Consider the following 21,373-nt stretch of genomic DNA (forward strand, 5'->3'; position numbering starts at 1 on the left):
CTCCGCCGGTGGCGCCTCTGAAGATTTCTCAGTGGCGCGAAACCCATCGTGTCAGCCCGACGCCAGTGACGTCACGTGACCTACGGGGGATCTCAGGGTTCTCCCCCGCTTCGAGGCTACGCTCCCCGAGGCCTGCCGGCACTTGGCGAACACACAGAAACGCACCGGGACGAGGCCCGGTGCGTCCGTTGAAATGATCATGCAGCGTAGACGACGTCCCGCTTCTTGCGAGTCGCGTGCAGCGTCGCCTTCAGCGGGGAATCGTGGCGGACGGAGACGGAGACGTCCCCATCGGTGGCCTTGTCGTCGACCGGGACGAGCACGCCCTCCATGCTCTCCGCGACGGCCAGCGTGTTGCTGACCTCACTGAGCAACTCGGAGAGGCGGGCGCCGAGCGCGTCGCAGATGGCCGCGAGCAGCTCGCTCGACGCTTCTTTCTGACCGCGCTCGATCTCGGACAGGTAACCCAGGCTCACGTTCGCCGCCGTCGACACCTCGCGCAGCGTGCGGTGCTGCCCCTGCCGGCGCGCCCGAAGTGCGTCGCCGATAACGCGGCGTAGCAGGACCATGGCACCTCCTCCTGCGGGCGGGGCCGCCGGCACACGCCGGAGGCTTCCCGCAACCGTACCTGGCGCGAGCCATGCCGACATCCCGCCCCGCCGAATTCCCATCACCCATGGCCGGCGGCCTATCCGGACAACGATCATCGGACCGGATGAATTCCCAGTTCAGGCCGGGGCCGGGGCGGCGCGCAGCGTGTCCGCGAGCAATTGCAGGACGGCCGTCACACTTTCGGTGCGGACGGCGTCACGGTTGCCGCTGAGACGCAGCTCCCGGACTTCCTCGCCGTGCGGCCCGCTGACCGCGACGTAGACCAGCCCGACCGGCTTGCCGCCCTGTGGCTCCGGGCCCGCGACGCCGGTGGTGGCCAGGCCCCAGTCCGCGCCGCAGCGTTCGCGCGCTCCGGCGGCCAGCGCGGCGGCCACGTCACGGTCCACCGGGCCTCGCTCTTCGAGCAATCGCTCCGGTACGCCGGCCAGCCGCGCTTTCAGCTCCGTCGCGTAGACCACCAGACCGCCCCGATAGACCGCGCTCACCCCGGCGATCTCCACGATGGTCGCGGCGACGAGACCTCCGGTCAGCGATTCAGCGGTGGCCATCGTCTCGCGCCGCTCGACGAGCTGGTGCACCGCCGCGGCAGCGGCGACGGACATCTCCACGAAGAACTCCTACTGTCGTGCGCTCGCTCTCAGGCGCAGCGCCTCCACCAGATAGGCCACGCCGGTCACCACGGTGACCACTGTCGCGGCGCCCATCAGGAGTACCCCGATCCACTGCGCCGATTCGCCGACCGGCCAGAGGTACCACGCGATCGCCACGATCTGCAGGCCGGTCTTGAGCTTGCCACCACGGGAGGCCGGAATGATGCCGTATCGGATCACCCAGAACCGCAGAGCGGTCACGCCCCACTCGCGCACCAGGATGGCGATCGTGACCCACCAGGGCAGCTGGTCGTACCAGGAGAGCAGCACCAGGGCCGTACCGGTGAGGGCCTTGTCGGCGATCGGGTCGGCCACCTTGCCGAACGAGGTGACCAGCGACCAGCGCCGGGCGATCCAGCCGTCCACGAAGTCGGTCGCCGAGGCCACGCAGAACGCCAGGCAGGCAGCGATCCGCCAATCGGGATCGGTCATCCCGGAGGCGATGACCAGGGCTACGAAGACGGGGATGAGCACGATCCGGACCACGGTCAACGCGTTCGCCGCGTTGTAGAGCGACACCACGCGCGGCGCGGGCACCGGAACAGGCTCGTTGGTCACCGCGCCACCGGGGCTGCCGAGATCATCTCCACCGGCACCGCGATCAGGTCGACGCCCTCGGTCCCGGTGACGGTGGCCCGGACCAGGTCGCCGGGGCGCAGGGCGGACAGGTCGACACCACTCTCGCCGGCGACCAGCATCGTCGAGCCGTCGACCTCGGGGGCCTGGTGCTCGGCGCGGCCCTCGACCTCGCCGCCCTCGACGGTGTCGACGAGGACCTCGACGGTGCTGCCCATGCGCTCCTCGGCCCGCTGAGCGCAGAGCTCCTCGACCAGCGAGGTGATCCGGTCGTACCGCTTCTGGACGGTGGCCTCGCTGACCTTGCCGGTCATCCCGGCGGCCTCGGTGCCGTCCTCGTCGCTGTAGTCGAAGATGCCGATGGCGTCGAGCCGGGCCTCGTTGAGGAACCGGACGAGCTCCTCGTATTCCTGCTTGGTCTCGCCGGGGAAGCCGACGATGAAGTTGCTCCGGGCGCCGGCCGCGGGCGCCAGCGCGCGGGCCGAGTCGAGCAGCTCCAGGAAGCGCTCGGTGGAGCCGAAACGGCGCATCCGGCGCAGCACCGTCTCGCTGGAGTGCTGGAACGACAGGTCGTAGTACGCCGCGACGCCCGGGGTGGTCGCGATCGCCTCGACCAGGCCGGGCCGGGTCTCGGCGGGCTGCAGGTAACTGGCCCGGACCCGGACGATGCCGTCGACCGCGGCCAGCTGCGGCAGCAGTTTCTCCAGCAGGCGGGGGTCGCCGAGGTCCTTCCCGTACGACGTGCTGTTCTCACTCACCAGCACGAGCTCGCGGACGCCGGTCTTCGCCAGCCACTCCGCCTCGGCGAGCAGCTCCTGCGGATCACGGGAGACGAACGCGCCCCGGAACGCCGGGATCGCGCAGAACGCGCAGCGCCGGTCACAGCCGCTCGCCAGCTTGAGCGAGGCCACCGGGCCGGTGTCGAGCCGGCGGCGCAGCACGGTGCGCAGGTGAGCGGGGGTGTGCTCGTCGACCGTCGCGTGGCCGGGGACGACGACCTTGGCGGTGTGCCGCTGCACCGGCGTGATCGGGAGCAGCTCGCGGCGGTCCCGTGGGGTGTGCGCGTCCAGGCTCTCGCCGCGGAGCACGGCGTCCAGCCGGTCGGTGATGTCGGTGTAGTCGTCGAAGCCGAGCACCGCGTTCGCCTCGGGGAGGTTGTCGGCGAGCTCCTTGCCGTACCGCTCGGCCATGCAACCCGCGGCGACCACCTTGGCCCCGGTGTCGGCGGCCGCGAGCAGCGTGTCGATCGAGTCCTGCTTCGCCTTCTCGACGAAACCGCAGGTGTTCACGACGACGACGTCGGCGCCCTCGGCGTCGGTGCCCACCTCCCAGCCACCGGCGTCGAGACGGGCGGCGAGCTCTTCCGAGTCGACCTCGTTACGGGCACAGCCCAGGGTCAGGAGGGCGACGCGGCGAGGGGGAGGGGTTGCAGACACCCCGTAAGGTTACCGGGCCCCGGCGGCGCTGAGTTCGTCCGCTCGGCCGGTTACCGATACGGCCCGGCCGGTGTGGCCCATCCAGGTGAGATGTAGCTCTCCGGGAACGACGCCGAAACGGTGACACCGGTATCTTCCGTCCATCTGTGTCGATCGCGCTGACGGGGAGCGACGTTGGACAAAGACCGGAAACCGGAGTTGGTGCTCGCCATCTCGCTGGTCGCGGTGGCGATCGCGGTCCGGGTGCTCGGTTTCGGCCTGGAGACCTACGACTACAAGTGGTACCTGGGCCCGTGGAGCACCTTCATCGCGGAGAACGGCGGATTCGCGGCCCTGCGGTACCCGTTCGCCGACTACAACGTCCCGTACCTCTACCTGCTCGCCGGTTTCACCTGGCTGTCCCAGCACACCCCGTTCGGGGTGCTGATCTGGATCAAGATCGGCTCGGTCGTCTTCGACTTCGTGCTGGCGTTCTACGCCGCCCGGATCGTGGCGTTGCGCGGCCCGGGCTGGCGGATGCCGCTGCTCGCCGGCCTCACCGTGCTGCTGCTGCCGACCGTCGTGCTCAACGGCGCGTACTGGGGGCAGTGCGACACCATCTACTGCGCCTTCACCGTGGCCGGGCTCTACCACCTGCTGCGCGGCCGGTCCTGGATCGGCATGACGCTGATCGGGGTGGCCTTCGCGTTCAAGCTCCAGGCGATCTTCATCTTCCCGGTGCTCGCCGCGCTCCTGCTGACCCGGCGCCTGCCGTGGCGGTGCCTCGTCACGATCCCGGCCGTCTACGTGCTGCTCGCGGTCCCGGCCTGGCTGGCCGGCCGGCCGTTCGGCGAGCTGATGACGATCTACGTGGGGCAGGCCGGCCGGTTCCCGCAGCTCACCTACGCCGCGCCGACCATCTACGCCTTCCTGCGCCCGGCGCCGGAGTACCTCGATCTGGTCCGGACCGCCGGCATCCTCTTCGCGGTGGCCGCGTTCCTCGCCCTGATCTTCCTGCTCATCGCCCGCCGGGTGGAGCTGGACACCGAGCACATCGTGATCCTCGCGGCCGCCTCCGCCCTGATGGCGCCGTTCCTGCTGCCCGGGATGCACGAGCGGTACTTCATGCTCGCCGAGGTGCTGACCGTGGTGGCCGCGTTCTGGGCGCCGCGCCGCCTCTGGTTCGTGCCGGTTCTCGTCCAGGCGGCTTCGATCATCACGTACGAGACCTATCTCGTGCAGGCCAAGCCCTCGCCGGTCGACCTGCGCCTGCTGACCCTGCTGATGCTGGCCGCGCTCGCGACCACCGTCGGCCGGCTGTTCCGGCACTCTCTAGCACCAACGCCGGTTGGCAATACGATTAGCGCGTGACGACCCCCGAAGACCTCGCGGCCATCGCCGCCCTCACCGACAAGGTCCGGCGCAGCGCGTACCAGGCGGTGGCCGAGGCCCGGCCGGCCCCGATCGGCCGGGACGAGGTCGCCGAGGCGCTCGGCATCGGCCGCAGCCTCGCCGCCTTCCACCTGGACAAGCTCGTCGACGCGGGACTCCTGGAGATCTCGTACGCCCGCCGCTCCGGCCGGACCGGCCCCGGTGCCGGGCGTCCCGCCAAGCTGTACCGCCTCGCCGCCGCCGAGCACACGGTGAGCGTGCCGCCGCGGAGCTACCGCACCGCCGCCTCCCTGCTCGCCGAGGCGCTGGAGCGGACCGGTGCCGACGACACCCTCACCGAGGTCGCCCACGAGCACGGCCGGGAGTCGGGGATCGCGGCCCTCGACTCCTACGAGCCGGATTTCTCCGACGATCGCGTCGTCCTGCGCAACTGCCCGTTCCACCAGCTCGCCGAGCAGTTCCCGCCGCTCATCTGCGGGATGAACCTCGCGCTGGTCAGCGGCCTGGTCGAGGGCACCGAGTGGGAGGCCCGGATGGACGCCGCACCGGGCCGCTGCTGCGTGACCCTCTCTAAAAAGCAATCTGGTTGACTTTAGAAGACGGGACTGGTGAGCTGAGAGGCATGACCACCTTCCACCTGGCCCAGATCAACACCGCCCGCCTCCGAGCCCCGCTGGAAGACCCGTCGATGGCCGAGTTCGTCGCCGGCCTCGGCCTGATGAACGCGCTCGCCGACCGCTCACCCGGCTTCGTCTGGCGGCTCGCCGGCGAGAACGGCGACGGCACCATCGCGGCCCCCGCCGACCCGATGCGGATCTACACGCTCTCGGTCTGGGAGTCGGTCGAGCACCTGAGGGCGTACGCGTACCAGAGCGAGCACCTCGACTACCTGCGCCGCCGCCGCGAATGGTTCGTCCCGCACGGCAACGAGGCGGCGCTGGTGATGTGGTGGATCGAGGCCGGGAAGACCCCGACCCTGCGGCAGGGCATCTCCCGGCTGGGCCGGCTGGCGGCGAACGGCCCGGCGCCGGACGCCTTCACCTTCCGGCAGGTGTTCGCTACTCCACGCGCAGAGACGCGAGAGTCTCCTCTAGTTCATCCGGCTTGATCAGCACGTCGCGGGCCTTCGAGCCCTCGGACGGCCCGACGATGCCGCGGGTCTCCATGAGGTCCATGAGCCGGCCCGCCTTCGCGAAGCCGACCCGCAGCTTGCGCTGCAGCATCGAGGTCGAGCCGAACTGACTGGTCACCACGAGCTCGATCGCCTGGATCAGGAGCTGGAGATCGTCGCCGATCTCCTCGTCGATCTCCTTCTTCTTGCTCGGCGGCGCGTCGGTGACACCCTCGGCGAACTCCGGCTCGCGCTGGTCCTTGCAGAACTTGACGACCGCGTGGATCTCTTTCTCGTCGACCCACGCGCCCTGGATCCGGACCGGCTTCGACGCGCCCATCGGCAGGAACAGGCCGTCACCGCGGCCGAGCAGCTTCTCCGCGCCCGGCTGGTCCAGGATGACCCGGGAGTCGGCGAGGCTGGAGGTGGCGAACGCCAGCCGGGACGGCACGTTCGCCTTGATCAGGCCGGTGACCACGTCGACCGACGGGCGCTGGGTGGCGAGCACCAGGTGGATGCCGGCGGCCCGGGCCAACTGGGTGATCCGGACGACCGAGTCCTCCACGTCGCGCGGCGCGACCATCATGAGGTCGGCGAGCTCGTCGATGATCACCAGCAGGTAGGGGTACGGCTTCATCTCCCGCTCGACGCCCGGCGGGGCGGTGATCTCGCCGCTGCGGACCTTGCGGTTGAAGTCGTCGATGTGCCGGACGCCGTTGGCGGCGAGGTCGTCGTACCTCTTGTCCATCTCCGCCACGACCCATTCCAGGGCGTCGGCGGCCTTCTTCGGGTTCGTGATGATCGGCGTGACGAGATGCGGGATGCCTTCGTACGCCGTGAGCTCCACCCTTTTCGGGTCCACCAGGAGCAGCCGCACCTCGTCCGGTGTGGCCCGGGACAACAGGCTCACCAGCAGCGAGTTGAGACAGCTCGACTTGCCCGCGCCGGTGGCGCCCGCGATCAGGATGTGCGGCATCTTCGCCAGGTTCGCGACCACGAACCCGCCCTCGATGTCCTTGCCGAGCGCGACCAGCATCGGGTGGTGGTCGGACGCCGACGCCCGCGAGCGCAGCACGTCACCGAGCGACACGTTCTCCGGGTCGGTGTTCGGGATCTCCACGCCGACCGCGCTCTTGCCCGGGATCGGGCTGAGGATCCGCACGTCCGGGGACTTCACCGCGTACGCGATGTTGCGGGACAGCTGGGTGATCCGCTCGACCTTGGTGCCGGGGCCGATCTCCACTTCGTACCGCGTGACGGTCGGGCCCCGGGTGAAGCCGGTGACCACGGCGTCCACGTTGAACTGCTCGAAGACGCCGGTCAGTGCCGCCATGATCTCGTCGTTCGCGCGACTGCGCGCCTTGGCCGGCGGGCCGGTCGCCAGCAGGGTCGCCGGCGGCAGGCGGTAATCGCCCTTGACCGCCGAGATCTCCAGCTGCTCGGCCCGGGTGGGCGGCATCGGGGAATGCTCGGGAGGAGGCTTCTTCCGGCTCGGCGTCCGCGGCAGCGGCACCGTGTCGTGCAGGATCAGCTCTTCGTCGAAGTCGTCGTCCGGCTCCTCCGGAAGCGGCGGCGGAACGGGCTCGGCCAGCGCGCCCTGCCGGCGGCGCGGCGACGGCTTCCGCTTGGGCGCCGGCGCCTCCTCCTCGTCGGCCTCGTCGTCCTCCGGCTCCAGGACCGGGCGCGGCGAGTGCGGCGCCGCCCGCCCGCTCACCAGGTCGACCAGCTGCGCCATCCGCTCGGGGATGCGCGCGATCGGCGTCGCGGTGATCACCAGGAAGCCGAAGACGAAGAGCAGGACCAGGAGGGGTACGGCAACCCACGCCGTCACCGCTCGTTCGAGGAGCCCGCCGATGCCGTAGCCCAGCAGGCCGCCCGCCTGGTCGACGGCGAGGTCGTCGGCCGGGCGCCCGGAGACGTGCATCAGCGACGCCGTGGAGATGATGATCGCCGTCCAGCCGACCAGGGTCCGCCCCCGGTGGTCCGGATCGGCGGGCTCGCGCATCAGCCGGATCGCGCCGTAGAAGAGCAGCAGCGGGAAGAGCGCCGCGAGGCTGCCCAGGAAGAGCCGGATGGTGTCGGCCAGCCAGACGCCGACCGGTCCGCCGCTGTTCGCCCAGATCGCCACCGAGACCAGGATCGCGAAGCCGAGCAGCAGCAGCCCGGCGCCGTCCCGGCGATGCTCCGGGTCGATGTTGCGCGCGGTAGCGGCCTGCCGGCCCACTCCGCGGAAGACCCAGCCGACGCTGTGCGCCATGCCCATCCAGAGGGCGCCGACGCCGCGGCCCAGACCGGACGCGAGGCTCGCCCCGGCCGTGGAGCGCCGGGCCACCGGCCGCCTGCGGGCCGCCGCCGTCGTCGTCTTGCGTGTGGTCCCGGTGCGTGCGGCCGGCTTGCGCGCGGCCGGTTGACGGGCACGGTTGGTAGCGGCGCCGCGCGGCGTGGACGCGGCGCGACCCCGGCTCGCCGGAGGAGTGCGGCCCGCCATGGACATCACCGTAGCCCGCGAACGCGATCGTGCCGAGAAGGCGCACCGTGACACCTTCTCGCTTTTCGGGCAATTAACATCGTGACGTGCAGTCTCTCGATAACGACATGATCAAAGCCGCGCTCGACGCCCGTGGCTTCGCATACTTCGTCGATGCCGACGGGGACATCGCCGGGAACTTCCAGGGCAACCTCATCTACTTCTTCCGCCTCGGTGAACGGAAGGAGATGCTGCAGATCCGGGCCATGATGCAGCACGTCTTCTCGGTCGAGGAGGTGCCGAAGCTGTACGAGTTCTGCAACGCGTGGAACCGCGACCAGCTGTGGCCGAAGTCGTACGTGCAGGTCACCGACGACGGTCAGGCGATCGTGGTGGGCGAGGTCTCCAGCGACTGGGAGCGCGGCGTCACCCCGGAGCAGCTCGATCAGGTGCTGCTCTGCGGCATCGCCACCGGCTGCCGGATGGGCGAGGCGCTCGGCGAGCTGAAGAACGCGTCGCCGTCCTGACCGGACTTCTCCTCGAAAAGGAGCATCGGGGCCTCCGCGGTGTGCGGAGACCCCGATTCCCGGGCGCCCGGCCGGGTGAAGGCGCGCGTCTAGGAGACGTTGAAGCCGAGCGAGTACGCGCCGGTCCCGCCGGAGGCCACGACGACGTACCGGTAGGTGCCGGAACGGCCGGTGAAGCTCAGCGTCCCGTCGTCGGCTGCCCGCGCCACGGTCCGGAACTGGCCACGGTTGTTCTGCCGCTGCAGCACCAGGTCGAAGTCGGTGCCGTCCGGGGCGGCCAGGCAGGCGGTGTGGGTGCCGGCCCGGGCCCGGTAGGCGCCGCCGTCCGGCTGCACCTGAGCGTTACCGGTCCGGTTGATCCGGCCGTCACGCTGCACCGGGAGGGCGTCACAGGCGGTGGCCGCCTCGCCGTCCTCGCCGGCCCCGCCCTCCTCGCCGGCCTCGGCCGGCGGTGTCGTCGCGGCCGGCGGCGCGGCTTCCTCACCGGTGGTCACCAGGGTGAGGTCGTTCGTCGCCAGGATCTCGTTGAGCGGCTGGAAGAACGTCTCGCCGCCCACCGTGCAGTCACCCGAGCCGCCCGAGGTCACGCCCTGGGCCTGGTCGCCGGAGAGCCACGGCCCGCCGGAGTCGCCGCCCTCGGCGCACACGTCGGTCCGGGTCAGGCCGGTGACGGCGCCCTCCGGGTAACGGACCGTCTGGTTCTTCGCCAGGATCGTGCCGCAGAACGTGCCGGTGGTCGAGCCGGACCGGCAGATCGCCGCGCCGACCGGCGCCTCGGTGTTGCCGGCGACCGGCAGCTCGTTGCCGTTGAAGTCGTTCACCACCGGGCGCGGGGTCCAGTCGCCGTTCACCGCGACGAAGCCCATGTCGGCCTCGCCCGGGAAGATCGAGGCCTCCACGGTGCCCTGCGCCTCGTTGTTGAAGCCGGTGGTCTGGGTGCCCTCCTCGCCACAGTGCCCGGCGGTGACGAAGCCGCCCTCCACCGAGAAGCCGATCGAGCAACGCGCCTGCCCGCCACCGATGGCGATGAAGTACGGATCCGCCCCTCGTACGTCGAAGAGGGGTTTGGGTTGCGCCTTGCTGATCTTGACGGTGACCGCCGAAGCCGGAATGCCCGCATCGGTGGCCAGTTCGAGCGCCTCCGACTTGGCGCCCGGCTTCGCCACCAGGACGACCTTGTTCGCGGTCACGTCGACGTACCAGCCGGTCACGTCCGCCGCCTCGGCCGCCGCGGCGTCCAGCTTGGTCTTCACGGCGTCGAGGTCGGCCTCGCTCCGCTTCACCAGCACGGGCACGGCGCCGGCCTTCTTCACCACCGCCGCCGCGTCCGAATCGGTGACCGCGACCTTCAGCGTCGTGCCGTCCTCGGCGAGCCAGGCGCCACCGAAGTCCTCACCCGTCTGCGCGGCCAGCGTCGCCGAGACACCGCCGGCCCACTCGGACCGGGCGAGCCGGGTACGCGCCTGGTCGCCGTCGAGGCCCAGGTCGCGTTTCATCGCCGCGAGCAACTGCGGGGACACGCCCCCGGTCGTCACCGACGGCGATCCGTCCGGCTCGTTGGTGCCGGCCAGCGACGGCAGTGTGAAGGCCACGGCCGCCCCGGCCGCCACCACTACCGCCGCCGCCACGGCGATCGGTCTGCGCTGCATCTGGAGAACTCCCTCCGCCACGGGTGCCGTGGGGGCGGCACCGGTGCCTGGGAGTACGCAACTCAGCCGAGAATGGTTGAAAAAGCGGTCAGACTTCCACCACAGTGGGGACGATCATCGGCCGGCGACGGTAGGCGTCGTTGACCCAGCGGCCCACCGTCCGGCGCACGACCTGCTGCAACTGGTGCGGGTCGGTGATGCCGTCGGCCGCCGAGCGATGCAGCGCCGCGGTGAGCAACGGGATCACCGGGTTGAACGCGTCCGGGTCCTCCGAGAAGCCCTTCGCCGAGACGCTCGGCTCGCCGACCACCTTGCCGGTCACCGAGTCGATCACCACGGTGGCGGAGATGAAACCGCCGTCGCCGAGGATCCGCCGCTCGGTCAGCAGCGACTCGCTCACGTCACCGACCGCGAGGCCGTCGACGTAGACGTACCGGCTCTTCACCCGGCCGACCACGCGGGCATGCCCCTCCACCAGGTCGACCACGTCGCCGTCCTCGCAGAGCACCACGCGATCGGGCGCGACACCGGTCTCGATGCCGAGCTGGGCGTGCGCCCGCAGGTGCCGCCACTCGCCGTGCACCGGCATCAGGTTGCTCGGCCGCACCACGTTGAGCAGGTAACGCAGCTCGCCGGCGGGCGCGTGCCCGGAGACGTGCACCTTCGCCGTCTCCTTGTGCACGACGGTGGCGCCGGCCCGGGACAGCTGGTTGATCACCCGGTAGACCGAGGTCTCGTTGCCCGGCACCAGCGAGCTGGCGAGCACCACGGTGTCGCCGGAGGTGATGCTGATGTGCCGGTGGTCGCCGGTGGACATCCGGCCCAGGGCGCTCATCGGCTCGCCCTGCGAACCCGTCGACATGAAGACGATCTCGTCGGGCGGCAGGTGCGTCGCCTCGTCCAGGCCGACCAGCAGGCCCTCCGGGATCCGCAGCAGACCCAGGTCCCGGGCGATGCCCATGTTGCGGACCATCGACCGGCCGATCAGGGCGACCTTGCGGTCGTACTCCCAGGCGGCGTCCATGACCTGCTGGACACGGTGCACGTGCGAGGCGAAGCTGGCCACGATGATCCGGCCGCGCGCCTTGCCGAAGATCGAGCTGAGCACCGCGCCGATCTCCCGCTCCGGGGTCACGAAGCCCGGGACCTCGGCGTTCGTCGAGTCGGAGAGCAGCAGGTCGACGCCCTCGGCGCCGAGCCGCGCGAAACCGGCCAGGTCGGTGATCCGGCCGTCCAGCGGCACCTGGTCCATCTTGAAGTCGCCGGTGTGCAGCACCAGACCGGCCGGCGTGCGCACGGCCACCGCCAGCGCGTCCGGGATCGAGTGGTTCACCGCGAAGAACTCGCACTCGAACGGGCCGAGCCGCTCACGGCCGCCCTCCCGTACGGTCAAGGTGTAAGGATCCAGACGCCGCTCGGCCAGCTTCGCCTCGACCAGCGCGAGCGTGAACTCCGAGCCCACCAGCGGGATGTCCGGCTTGTGGGCCAGCAGGTAGGGCACCGCACCGATGTGGTCCTCGTGACCGTGCGTCAGGACGATCGCCTGAATGTCCTCGAGCCGATCCAGGATCGGCGCGAAGTCGGGCAGGATCAGGTCGACGCCGGGTTGCTCGACATCGGGGAAGAGCACCCCGCAGTCGACGACGAGCAGTTTGCCGTCGAACTCGAGGACCGTCATGTTGCGGCCGATGGCGCCGAGCCCACCGAGCGGGATGACGCGCAGGGCGCCCTCCGGCAGCGGCGGTGGCGGACCCAGCTCCACGTGAGCTTGACTCATTCGCCTCTTCCTGTCAGAGCACGATGCCGGCTGCGGCGGCGTCCTTGCGCAGTTGGATCAATTCGTCCTCGCCGGCGTCGACCAGCGGGGACCGGACCGGTCCCGCAGACAGTCCGGAAGCATGGAGACCCGCCTTGACCAGCATGGTCCCGGGCGAGCGGAAGATACCGGTGAACAGCGGCAGAGCCTGCCGGTGCCGGGCGAGCGCGGTGGCGGTGTCGCCCCGCTCATACGCCTCGATCATCTCCTTGGCGAGCACCCCGGTGAAGTGCGTCGACGTGCCGACCAGGCCGACCCCGCCGATGGAGAGCAGCGGCAGCGTGGCCGCGTCGTCGCCGGAGTAGTAGGCCAGATCGGTCCGGGCGAGCACCCAGGACGACGCGATCAGGTCGCCCTTGGCGTCCTTCACCGCGACGACCCGCTCGTGCTCGGCGATCCGGACCATCGTCTCGGTGGCGATCGCCGTACCGGCCCGGTGCGGGATGTCATAGACCATGATCGGCAGACCGGTGGCGTCAGCGACGGCACGGAAGTGGCGCTCGACGCCGGCCTGCGGGGGCTTGTTGTAGTACGGCGTGACGACCAGCACGCCGTGCGCGCCCGCCTTCTCCGCGGCGTGCGCCAGCTCGATGGTGTGCGCGGTGTTGTTCGTCCCCACACCCGCGATCACCTTGGCCCGGTCACCGACCGCCTCGACCACGACGCGCAGCAGCGTGTCCTTCTCGGCGTCGGTCGTGGTCGGCGACTCCCCGGTGGTCCCGCTGACCACGAGAGCGTCGTTGCGCTGCTCGTCGACGAGGTGGGCGGCCAGGCGGGCCGCTCCCTCGAGGTCCAGGGATCCGTCCGGGGTGAACGGGGTCACCATGGCGGTCAGCAGCCGTCCGAAGGGCCGCGGGTCGTGCGTCATACCTGACAACCTATCGGACGCTCCGGTCACACGTAGAAAGCGGTGAACGGGGCCCAGGGAAGGTTACGCAGGATGCTCCAGACAGCCCAGACCGCCATGAATGTGATCATGGCGGCCGGACTGACCGACAACTGCGGGATTCTCCATCGGAACAGCTTGCGGCCGGCCCAGGCCACGTACATGTAGATCAGGAACGGCACCGCGAAGACGAAGAGCGCGTGGTGACGGGCCGCGGCCGGCAGGTCGCCGTGCAGCAGGTACCAAGCGGCGCGGGTGCCACCGCAGCCCGGGCAGACGAAGCCGGTCGTGTATTTCAGCAGGCAGGTCGGCTCGGCGCCGGCCTCGGCCGCCACCGGGTCGGTGACCAGGGTGTAGCCCGCGGCCGCGCCCATGCAGGCCAGCAGGGCGACCGGGGCCAGCCAGAACGGCGACCGGGCCGACACCCTGTCCACGAACCTGGTGATCCGGTCCTGCTGCGGAGGCGGATATCGATAGGCCACCCACTCGGGCGGGATCGGCGGCCCCTGAACGGGCTGGTCCGCCAGCCACGGCGGCAGACCGGTGGCGCTGCTCATGGCCGTCACGGTACACCGGGGGCGCTGGTCTCCGGCCCCGCGCTTCCGGCGGCGCACGCACCGGGGACGCTGGTCGCCGGCCCCGCGCTTCCGGCGGCGCCCGGTTCTGGCGCGGCTCTTTTGAGGGCGCTCGCCAGCGGCTCTGCCAGGTCGCCCCGGACCGGGGGTGCGATCGTGGACAGGCCCAGCCAGCCGGCCAGGCGGAACAGCTCCGCGGCCAGCGCCACCGCGGTCTCCTCCTGGTCGGCGCCCGGCTCCAGCCAGACCGCCGGGATCTGCAGCTCACCGGTCCGGCGCTCGGCCTTCAGGTCGACCCGCGCCGCGAACCGGTCACCGAGCAGGAAGGGGAGGACGTAGTACCCGTACGTCCTCTGGGGTTTGGGCACGTAGATCTCGATGCGGTAGGTCATGCCGAACAGCCGCTCCGTGCGGTCCCGCTCCCAGATGAGCGGGTCGAAGGGGCTCACCAGCGTCTGCGCCCTGACCCAGCGCGGCAGCCTGGCGTCGCGGTGCAGGTAGGCCTGCTGCTTCCACCCGGCGACCGTGACCGGCTGGAGCACCCCCTCCTCCACCAGCGAGGCGATCGCCGGCTTGGTCGCTCGCGCGGGCAGCCGGAAATAGTCGCGCAGCTCCGGCTCGGCGGCGACACCCAGCGTGCGGGCGGACAACTCGACGAGATGGCGGAACGGGTCCTCCGGCGTCGGCGTCTCCAGCACCGACCGGGGCAGCACCCGCTCGGTCAGGTCGTAGCGCCGGGCGAACGACGTGGTCCGCTCGGCAGCGGTGACCTGACCGGTGAAGAACAGCCACTCCAGCGCCTGTTTCACCACCGACCAGTTCCACCCCCAGTGATCCTTGGTCCGGGGAGCGTCGTGCTCGATCTCGGCGGCCGTGATCGGCCCCCGCGCACGCACCTCGTCGAGCACCCAGGCCACCAGATCCGGCTGCTCGGCCACGATCCGCCGCATGTTGCCCCAGGCGAACTCGCCGGCCCGGGCCATCCGCCAGCGGAAATAAGGCTGCAGATCGGTGCGGATCAGGGACGCCTCATGACCCCAGAACTCGAACAGCTCCCGCGGCCGGCGATAGGCCGCCCGCTCCAGCAGCGCCGGCGGATAGGGACCGAGGCGGCTGTAGAGCGGCATGAAGTGGGCGCGCTGCAACACGTTGACCGAGTCCATCTGGATCAGATGCAGGCGGCTCAGCACCCGGCGGAGGTGGCGCATGTCGGTCTTCGCGTTGGGCCTCGGGTCGGCGAAGCCTTGCGCGGCCAGCGTGATCCGGCGGGCCTGGGCGACGGTGAGCGAATCGGGGACAGCCACGTGAAGCAACTTAGGACAGGGGTGTGACAAAGTTGCGGCCATGGCTCTCGGCTTCGTCCGCCCCGCGCGTCCCGAGGACGCCCCGGAGATCGCTCGCATCCAGCTCTCCACGTGGCGCACCGCGTACCGCCGGATGTTCCCCCCGCACGTCCTGGCGAACCTGGACGAGGCGTACCTCGCCCGCGGCTGGACCGCGGCGATCACCGCTCCCCCGTCCCCCCGCCACCGCGTGCTGATCGCCGTCGAGCAGAGCGACACCGCCAAGAGCGTCGTCGGTTTCGCCGCCTCCGGCCCGGCCGACGAACAGGCCCTGGCCCCCGAGGAGAAACCACTCCCGGACGACGTCGCGGCCGTCACCGACCTGCTCATCGAGCCGCGCTGGGGTCGCCGTGGCCACGGCAGCCGCCTCCTCGCCGCCGCCGTCGACCACTGGCGCGACGATCAGTTCCGGTCGGCGGTGGCGTGGGCGTACGAAGCGGACACGGCCATGCGCGCTTTCCTCGCCTCGACCGGCTGGGAACCGGACGGCGCCGGCCGCGCGCTCGACGTGGAGGACCTGCTCGTACCCCAGATCCGGCTGCACGTGGCGCTCGACGGAGAATAGAGAAGTGACACCCACCTTTGTCTTCGACGGTGACTGCTCCTTCTGCTCCCTGTGCGCCGACTTCATCGAACGCCGGATCCCGACCACGGCGAAGGTGGTGCCCTGGCAGTTCGCCGACCTCGCCGAACTCGGCCTCACCGTGGACGAGTGCGAGGCCGCCGTCCAATGGGTCGGCGCCGACGGCGTCACCGCCGCCGGCCCGGACGCGATCGCGCTTCTGCTGAAGGACGCCGGCCGGTTCTGGACCGTTCCCGGCTCCGTCCTCGGGCTGCGGGCGGTGCGGGCTGCTGCTTGGCCTGCTTACCAGTGGGTGGCTGATCACCGGCATCTAATGCCTGGGGGGACGGCTGCTTGCGCTGTGCGGCCGCGTCCGTGAGTCGGCTCTCTCGTGGCGCCTCTGCGGGTGGCGAGGGCGGGCTGGTTGCCAGGCCGGGAGCTGCGACACAACCCACTCTCGGTGAGGGTCGGGGTGGTCGCCAGCCCGGGAGCTGCAACACCACCCACTCTGGGCGAGGGTAGGGCTGGTCGCCAGGCAAGCCACTGCAACACCAGGCCGTAACGCCACCCACCCTTCGCGAAGGTAGGGCTGGTCGCCAGGCAAGCCACTGCAACACCAGGCCGTAACGCCACCCACCCTTCGCGAAGGTCGGGCTGGTCGCCAGGCCGGGAGCTGCAACACCAGGCCGTAACGCCGCCTGCGGTTTGGCGGGCTTGGTGGTGGCGCGGGCTCAGCGCATTCGGGGCCGTTGCGCGATGGGCGGCCATATTCGTGGACGTTGGATACCTGTGGGGCCCATGGCGACCACCAGAATCCAAGATCTCGGAAATCCGTACACCCGAGAGCCCAAAACGTCAGGACCCGCTGATCGGCCCGCGCGCGACGAGCTGAACCGCCTCCAAAGTCACACACCACTCCACAGCCCCCGCGCAACTCGGGCCATTGCGCGACGAGCAGACATATTCGTGGACGTTGGAAACCTGTAGGGCCTATGGCGACCACCAGAATCCAAGATCTCGGAAATCCGTACAACTGAGAGCGCAAAACGTCAGGACCCGCTGATGGGCCCGCGCGCGACGGGCTGAACCGCCTCCAAGGTCACACACCACTCCACAGCCCCCACGCAACTCGGGCCATTGCGCGACGAGCGGCCATATTCGTAGACGTTGGAAACCCGTAGGGCCTATGGCGACCACCAGAATCCAAGATCTCGGGAAAGCGCGCACCTGAGAGCGCAAAACGTCAGGACCTGCTGAGGGCGTGACTTCCGGCTGGCGGGCGCAGACTGACTGGCCGACTGACCGGGTGCTGCGGGCCGCGCCACGGCGCTGCGGATTCAGCAGGGTTGAGCGTGACGGCACGCCGGTGACGGCGGCGGCGTGAGCCGGCGGGAGGTGGCCGCAGGTGTGGTGCGCCACGAGCGCTCACTGCTGCTTCTGGGGACTCCTAGCCCGTACAAAGGAAATCTTCTCCAAAGGTAGAAAGCTTGTCATCGCCGCCAGATGAGGTGCGAACGAGATGGTGATCGTGGAGAACGTGACGATGTGGAATGTGTAGAAGAAGGACACTATCGCGGTTCGCCAGCGCTGGGGGACGAAGAAGACGAGTGGGCTGAGGAGTTCGAAGGCGATGATGCCGAACTGGGCGAGGATCAGCAGGCCGGGCACGACGGCGATCGCGTCGGCCAGGTCGGTGCCTCGGCGGATGATCGCTTGGGCCAGGACGGAGCTGGTGAGCCAGTCGAGGCCGCCGAAGCGGAGTTTTGCCAGGGCCGCCAGGAAGTAGGTGCAGATCACCGCGATCTGGGTGACGCGTAACGCCCAGCCGCCGGCTTCCGTGCGGGACTGATCACCATGGCGGGCCAGGCCTGCGGTGGGCAGGGCCGCCAGCGCCACGAGCAGGCCGATCCGGTCGTGGTCGACCTTGCCGTAGCTCATCGCGATGATCATCCACTCGAAGTAGAGCAGGAAGACCGCCCAGCCGAGGGCTCGCGGGGCCCGGCCGGTCGCGGCGGCGAGGCTGAGCGCCAGCAGCGACCAGAAGACGCCCCAGACCAGGAGCGGGCCGGGGGTCGGCAGGTGCAGCAGGCGGCCGATGAGCAGCGGTTCGTACAGGTCGCCGGGGGTGTTCGCGTGCGAGCGGACCCACGGCGTGAAGATCACGAGATCAAGGGCTACGAACAGATAGATCACGGTACGGAAGGCAGCCACGCGCCCCCGGGGTACCGGTTCGAAGAGCCAGCGCCTGATCATGGCCGCACCCAGTCCGCCACCACTTCGTCGGTATACGTCCCGGTCGGGCGGCTGTGCTTGACCAGGTGCCAGCGGATCACGATGCGGACCTCGCGGAGGGCGGGCGCGGACGGCGTGTGCTCGGCATACGCATCGGCGACCCGGCTCAGGCGGGACGGATCAGCCTCGTACGCCGCCTGCTGACCTTCGATCTCCGCCCGCCGGATGCCGCTGTTCGCCTCGGTGATCGCCACGACCGCGCCCGTCTCGTCGACGCCTTCGACGCGGGTGTCCTTCGCCGCGCCGTTCGGGTCGGGCGCCGTCGAGTACATCCGGAAGGGGCCGAACGGGAAGTCGTCGTCCTGACCCCAGAACGTGCCGGCGAGCAGCAGCAGGAGCCCGGCGACGGTCGCCAGGATCCGGACCCGGCGCCCGGTCGTCGTGAGGTCCGCCATGCTCAGTCCAGCAGCGGGTCGAGGCCGATCGTCAGGCCCGGACGGCGGCGCACCTCGCGGACCGCGAGCAGGACGCCCGGCATGAACGACGACCGGTCCAGCGAGTCGTGGCGGATCGTCAGCGTCTCGCCGGTGGTGCCGAAGAGCACCTCCTGGTGGGCGACGAGACCGGCCGCGCGGATCGAGTGGACGCGCACGCCGTCGACGTCGGAGCCGCGGGCGCCGAGCTGCTCCTCCTTCGTCGCGTCCGGCATCGGCGGGCAGTTCGCCGCGGCCCGGGCCTCGGCGATCAGCTTGGCGGTGTGCGTGGCGGTGCCGCTCGGCGCGTCCAGCTTGCGCGGGTGGTGCTGCTCGATGATCTCGACGGAGTCGAAGTAGCGGGCGGCGCGGGCGGCGAACTGCATCATCAGCACGGCGCCGATGCCGAAGTTCGGCGCGATCAGGACGCCGACGCCGGGCTTCTCGGCGAGCCAGCCGCGGACCTGCTCGATCCGCTCCCCGGTGAAGCCGGACGTGCCGACGACGACGCTGATGCCCTGGTCGATCGCCCAGCGGAGGTTGTCCATCACCGCGTCGGGGTTGGTGAAGTCGACGAGAACCTGCGCGCCCGTGTCGGAGGCGTGGAAGAGCAGGTCGCCCTGGTCGATCATGGCGACCAGTTCGAGGTCGTCTGCGGCGTCGACCGCCTTGCAGACCTCGAGGCCCATGCGGCCCCGGGCACCGAGGACGCCGACACGGATGGGTTCAGGCACGTCTGTCACACCGTCAACCTAACGTACGGCGGCGCGCCTCCCACCACCGCTCCGCGGCACCCACGACCACGAAGACCAGAGCCACGTACGCCCAGCCGACCAGCACGTCGATCACATAGTGCTCGCCGGTGTAGACCAGGGTGAAGGTCATCGCCAGCGGATAGGCGAACAGCAGCGGCCACCACTTCCTCGCCACCATCGGGAGGAAGAAGGCGACCGCGAGCATGGCCCACGCGGTGTGCAGCGACGGCATCGCGGCGACCGGGTTCGACTGGGAGACCTGCAGCGCGTTGAGCGTGTTGCCGGCGCCGTGCAGGCCGATCACGTCCCAGCCCTTCGTGGAGATCCGGACGACCTGTTCGGGGAGGTGGCCGTACTGGTACGCCCACCACGGCGGCGCGGCCGGGTAGAGGAAGTAGGTGATCAGGCCGAACACGCAGAGGGTGATCCAGCGGCGCATGAACCGGCCCCAGGTGGCCCGGTTGCGCATCCAGAGGATCACCGCGATGGTCGGCACGGTCAGGAAGTGCGACGCGTAGACGACCGTCACGACGGCCAGCCACCACGGGGTGACGCCCGGCTCGTAGAGGTGCTGCTGCAGCCAGGTCGTCGGCACCTGCCCGTCCATGAACCAGCCGAACATCCACCGGTCCGCGTCGATCAGCGGCATCACGTGCGGGGCGAACAGGTCGTCGGCGAAGCTGCGGGACACGTTGTAGATCACCAGCAGCATCGCCACCGGCAGCCAGTCACGCAGGAACCGCAGGTGCGTGCGCCACGGCTCGTAGTTGCGCCACGCGATGGTGGCGAGCCAGAGCCAGCCGAACGCGATCAGCGGGTCGCTGGTCGGCACGCCGACGAAGTAGACCCCGACGGAGAAGACCACCGCCCAGATCAGCATCCCGACGATCCGCCGCTTCCGGATCTCCGGTGTCGGCGGTATCGCGGGGGTGTCGGGCGGCGTCTTCAGGGTCGTCACGGGGTCCAAGGGTAACTACGCCGGAAAGTCGTGCTCACCGAACGGGCCCACCACGGCGAGGGCGCGCTCACCGGCGAACAGCTCCGCCGCGACCGCGTTGACCTCCTCGACGGTGACCGCGTCCACCCGGGCGAGCAGCTCGTCGACGCCCATGAGGTCGCCGTGCAGCAGCTCCGACTTGGCGAGGCGGCTCATCCGGGACCCGGTGTCCTCGAGACCCAGGACGTACGAGCCCTTCACCATGCCCTTGCCCCGGGCCAGCTCGCCGGTCGTGATGCCGTCCGCCGCCACCCGGTCGAGTTCCACCCGGATGAGGTCGAGCACCTCGGGCGCCTTCGCCGGCGCGCAGCCCGCGTAGACGCCGACCAGGCCGGCGTCGGCGTGCTGGCTCGCGTACGAGTAGACCGAGTACGCCAGGCCGCGCTTCTCCCGGATCTCCTGGAAGAGCCGGCTCGACATGCCGCCGCCCAGCACGTTGTTGAGCACGCCCAGGGCGAACCGGCGCTGGTCGTGGCGGCCCAGGCCGGGCCCGCCCAGGACCATGTGCGCCTGCTCGGTGTCCCGGTGCAGGACGACGGTCTTGCCGCGGGCGACCCGGACGCGCCGATCCGACGGCCGGGTCGGCGCGGGCTCGGCGGCAGCGGTGTCCAGCGGCGTGCCGGCCAGCGCCTTGCGGACCAGCTTGACCACCGTGGCGTGATCCAGGTTGCCGGCCGCGGCGATGACGACCTCGGGGGCCGTGTAGCGCTTGCGGTAGAACCTGTTGATCTGGTCCCGGGTCATCGGCGTGATCGACTCCGGGGTTCCGGAGATCAGCCGGCCCAGCTGGTGGTTGCCGAAGATCGCCTCGGCGAAGAGGTCGTGCACCTCGTCACCGGGCTCGTCCTCGTGCATGGCGATCTCTTCGAGGATCACGCCGCGCTCGGTCTCCACGTCGGCCGGCTCCAGGAGCGAGTCGGCGACCGCGTCGACCAGCACGTCCACCGCGAGCGGCAGGTCGGCGTCGAGCACCCGCGCGTAATAGCAGGTGTATTCCTTCGTGGTGAAGGCGTTCGTCTCGCCGCCCACCGCCTCGATCTCCGCGGAGATGTCCAGCGCGGTGCGCTTGTGGGTGCCTTTGAAGAGCAGGTGCTCGAGGAAGTGCGAGGCGCCGTGCAGCGACGGCGTCTCGTCCCGCGAGCCGATGCCGACCCAGATCCCGAGCGAGGCGCTGCGGGTCGTCGGGATCGCTTCCGTGAGGATGCGCAGCCCGGACGGCAGGACGGTCTTCTTGACGCCGTCCTGCAAGGTCTCGGTTTTCGTCCGTTTTAGGGTGGCGGGTGGTGCGGTTGGAAGGGAAACGCGGGCCGGCCTTCCGGCCGGCCCGCGGTTGCT

Annotated in this window: 20 protein-coding genes and 1 pseudogene; 6 read left to right on the forward strand and 15 right to left on the reverse strand. The window is 70.4% G+C overall.

Features of this window, described 5'->3' with window-relative positions; genetic code table 11:
* Positions 1-197 precede the first annotated feature (197 nt).
* The 4 genes from EP757_RS04770 to rimO form a co-directional block, all read right to left on the reverse strand.
* Complete coding sequence (locus EP757_RS04770; RefSeq protein ID WP_127542988.1) at positions 198-569, reverse strand: helix-turn-helix domain-containing protein; 372 nt, start codon at positions 567-569, stop codon at positions 198-200.
* A gap of 159 nt (positions 570-728) precedes the next feature.
* Positions 729-1,214, reverse strand: coding sequence for a CinA family protein (locus tag EP757_RS04775; protein ID WP_127554085.1), 486 nt, complete (start codon positions 1,212-1,214; stop codon positions 729-731).
* A 15-nt stretch (positions 1,215-1,229) separates the two neighbouring features.
* Positions 1,230-1,820 carry a CDP-diacylglycerol--glycerol-3-phosphate 3-phosphatidyltransferase gene (gene pgsA, locus EP757_RS04780; protein WP_127542989.1) on the reverse strand — a complete coding sequence of 197 codons (591 nt, stop codon included), beginning with the start codon at positions 1,818-1,820 and terminating at the stop codon, positions 1,230-1,232.
* Entirely contained in the window at positions 1,817-3,274 is a 1,458-nt protein-coding gene (gene rimO / locus EP757_RS04785) for a 30S ribosomal protein S12 methylthiotransferase RimO (protein WP_127542990.1), read from the reverse strand. The genes pgsA and rimO overlap by 4 nt, the downstream gene beginning before the upstream one ends.
* Before the next feature lie 174 nt (positions 3,275-3,448).
* On the opposite strand from rimO, the gene EP757_RS04790 reads away from it, so the two are divergent.
* Genes EP757_RS04790 through EP757_RS04800 form a run of 3 tightly spaced genes read left to right on the forward strand, consistent with a single transcriptional unit; the run spans position 3,449 to position 5,753 of the window.
* Positions 3,449-4,624 (forward strand): hypothetical protein, encoded by a 1,176-nt coding sequence (locus tag EP757_RS04790; protein ID WP_127542991.1) that lies wholly within the window; start codon positions 3,449-3,451, stop codon positions 4,622-4,624.
* A complete protein-coding gene (locus EP757_RS04795; RefSeq protein ID WP_127542992.1) occupies positions 4,621-5,235 on the forward strand; it encodes a metalloregulator ArsR/SmtB family transcription factor in 615 nt (204 codons plus the stop codon). Before EP757_RS04790 ends, EP757_RS04795 begins: the two co-directional genes overlap by 4 nt.
* A 32-nt stretch (positions 5,236-5,267) precedes the next feature.
* Positions 5,268-5,753, forward strand: a complete 486-nt coding sequence (locus EP757_RS04800; protein WP_127542993.1) for a DUF3291 domain-containing protein — start codon at positions 5,268-5,270, stop codon at positions 5,751-5,753.
* Here the strand turns inward: EP757_RS04800 and EP757_RS04805 are convergent.
* Entirely contained in the window at positions 5,704-8,244 is a 2,541-nt protein-coding gene (locus tag EP757_RS04805; RefSeq protein ID WP_127542994.1) for a DNA translocase FtsK, read from the reverse strand. The two genes, EP757_RS04800 and EP757_RS04805, sit on opposite strands and share 50 nt — an antisense overlap.
* 86 nt (positions 8,245-8,330) lie before the next feature.
* Here EP757_RS04805 and EP757_RS04810 point away from each other — a divergent pair, with 86 nt between their 5' ends.
* On the forward strand, positions 8,331-8,750 hold the full coding sequence (locus tag EP757_RS04810; RefSeq protein WP_232050375.1) for a YbjN domain-containing protein: 420 nt from the start codon (positions 8,331-8,333) through the stop codon (positions 8,748-8,750).
* A gap of 89 nt (positions 8,751-8,839) precedes the next feature.
* On the opposite strand, the gene EP757_RS04815 is transcribed toward EP757_RS04810, so the two are convergent.
* From EP757_RS04815 to EP757_RS04835, 5 genes and pseudogenes are all read right to left on the reverse strand, one after another.
* Entirely contained in the window at positions 8,840-10,399 is a 1,560-nt protein-coding gene (locus EP757_RS04815; RefSeq protein ID WP_127542995.1) for a S1 family peptidase, read from the reverse strand.
* 88 nt (positions 10,400-10,487) lie between these two features.
* Complete coding sequence (locus tag EP757_RS04820; protein WP_127542996.1) at positions 10,488-12,176, reverse strand: ribonuclease J; 1,689 nt, start codon at positions 12,174-12,176, stop codon at positions 10,488-10,490.
* 13 nt (positions 12,177-12,189) lie between these two features.
* On the reverse strand, positions 12,190-13,083 hold the full coding sequence (dapA, locus tag EP757_RS04825) for a 4-hydroxy-tetrahydrodipicolinate synthase (RefSeq protein WP_127542997.1): 894 nt from the start codon (positions 13,081-13,083) through the stop codon (positions 12,190-12,192).
* A gap of 26 nt (positions 13,084-13,109) precedes the next feature.
* Positions 13,110-13,658: a DUF2752 domain-containing protein gene (locus EP757_RS04830; RefSeq protein ID WP_127542998.1), complete on the reverse strand. Its 549-nt coding sequence runs from the start codon at positions 13,656-13,658 to the stop codon at positions 13,110-13,112.
* Between the two features lie 101 nt (positions 13,659-13,759).
* A pseudogene (locus EP757_RS04835) lies at positions 13,760-14,980 on the reverse strand (winged helix-turn-helix domain-containing protein); the annotation flags it as partial.
* A gap of 40 nt (positions 14,981-15,020) precedes the next feature.
* On the opposite strand from EP757_RS04835, the gene EP757_RS04840 reads away from it, so the two are divergent.
* On the forward strand, positions 15,021-15,584 hold the full coding sequence (locus EP757_RS04840; RefSeq protein WP_127542999.1) for a GNAT family N-acetyltransferase: 564 nt from the start codon (positions 15,021-15,023) through the stop codon (positions 15,582-15,584).
* A gap of 4 nt (positions 15,585-15,588) precedes the next feature.
* On the forward strand, positions 15,589-15,960 hold the full coding sequence (locus tag EP757_RS04845) for a thiol-disulfide oxidoreductase DCC family protein (RefSeq protein WP_127543000.1): 372 nt from the start codon (positions 15,589-15,591) through the stop codon (positions 15,958-15,960).
* A 1,046-nt stretch (positions 15,961-17,006) separates the two neighbouring features.
* Here EP757_RS04845 and EP757_RS04850 read toward each other — a convergent pair.
* The 5 genes from EP757_RS04850 to EP757_RS04870 are packed head-to-tail and all read right to left on the reverse strand — an operon-like array spanning position 17,007 to position 21,286.
* On the reverse strand, positions 17,007-17,834 hold the full coding sequence (locus EP757_RS04850; protein ID WP_127543001.1) for an MFS transporter permease: 828 nt from the start codon (positions 17,832-17,834) through the stop codon (positions 17,007-17,009).
* Positions 17,831-18,268: a hypothetical protein gene (locus EP757_RS04855; protein WP_127543002.1), complete on the reverse strand. Its 438-nt coding sequence runs from the start codon at positions 18,266-18,268 to the stop codon at positions 17,831-17,833. Before EP757_RS04855 ends, EP757_RS04850 begins: the two co-directional genes overlap by 4 nt.
* Positions 18,269-18,270: 2 nt before the next feature.
* Positions 18,271-18,975: a 4-hydroxy-tetrahydrodipicolinate reductase gene (gene dapB / locus EP757_RS04860; protein ID WP_232050631.1), complete on the reverse strand. Its 705-nt coding sequence runs from the start codon at positions 18,973-18,975 to the stop codon at positions 18,271-18,273.
* A gap of 58 nt (positions 18,976-19,033) precedes the next feature.
* Positions 19,034-19,999: a phosphatase PAP2 family protein gene (locus EP757_RS04865; RefSeq protein WP_127543004.1), complete on the reverse strand. Its 966-nt coding sequence runs from the start codon at positions 19,997-19,999 to the stop codon at positions 19,034-19,036.
* A 15-nt stretch (positions 20,000-20,014) separates the two neighbouring features.
* A complete protein-coding gene (locus tag EP757_RS04870) occupies positions 20,015-21,286 on the reverse strand; it encodes a pitrilysin family protein (RefSeq protein WP_232050377.1) in 1,272 nt (423 codons plus the stop codon).
* Between the last annotated feature and the right edge of the window lie 87 nt (positions 21,287-21,373).

The sequence above is a fragment of the Actinoplanes sp. OR16 genome, assembly GCF_004001265.1.
Taxonomy (GTDB): domain Bacteria; phylum Actinomycetota; class Actinomycetes; order Mycobacteriales; family Micromonosporaceae; genus Actinoplanes.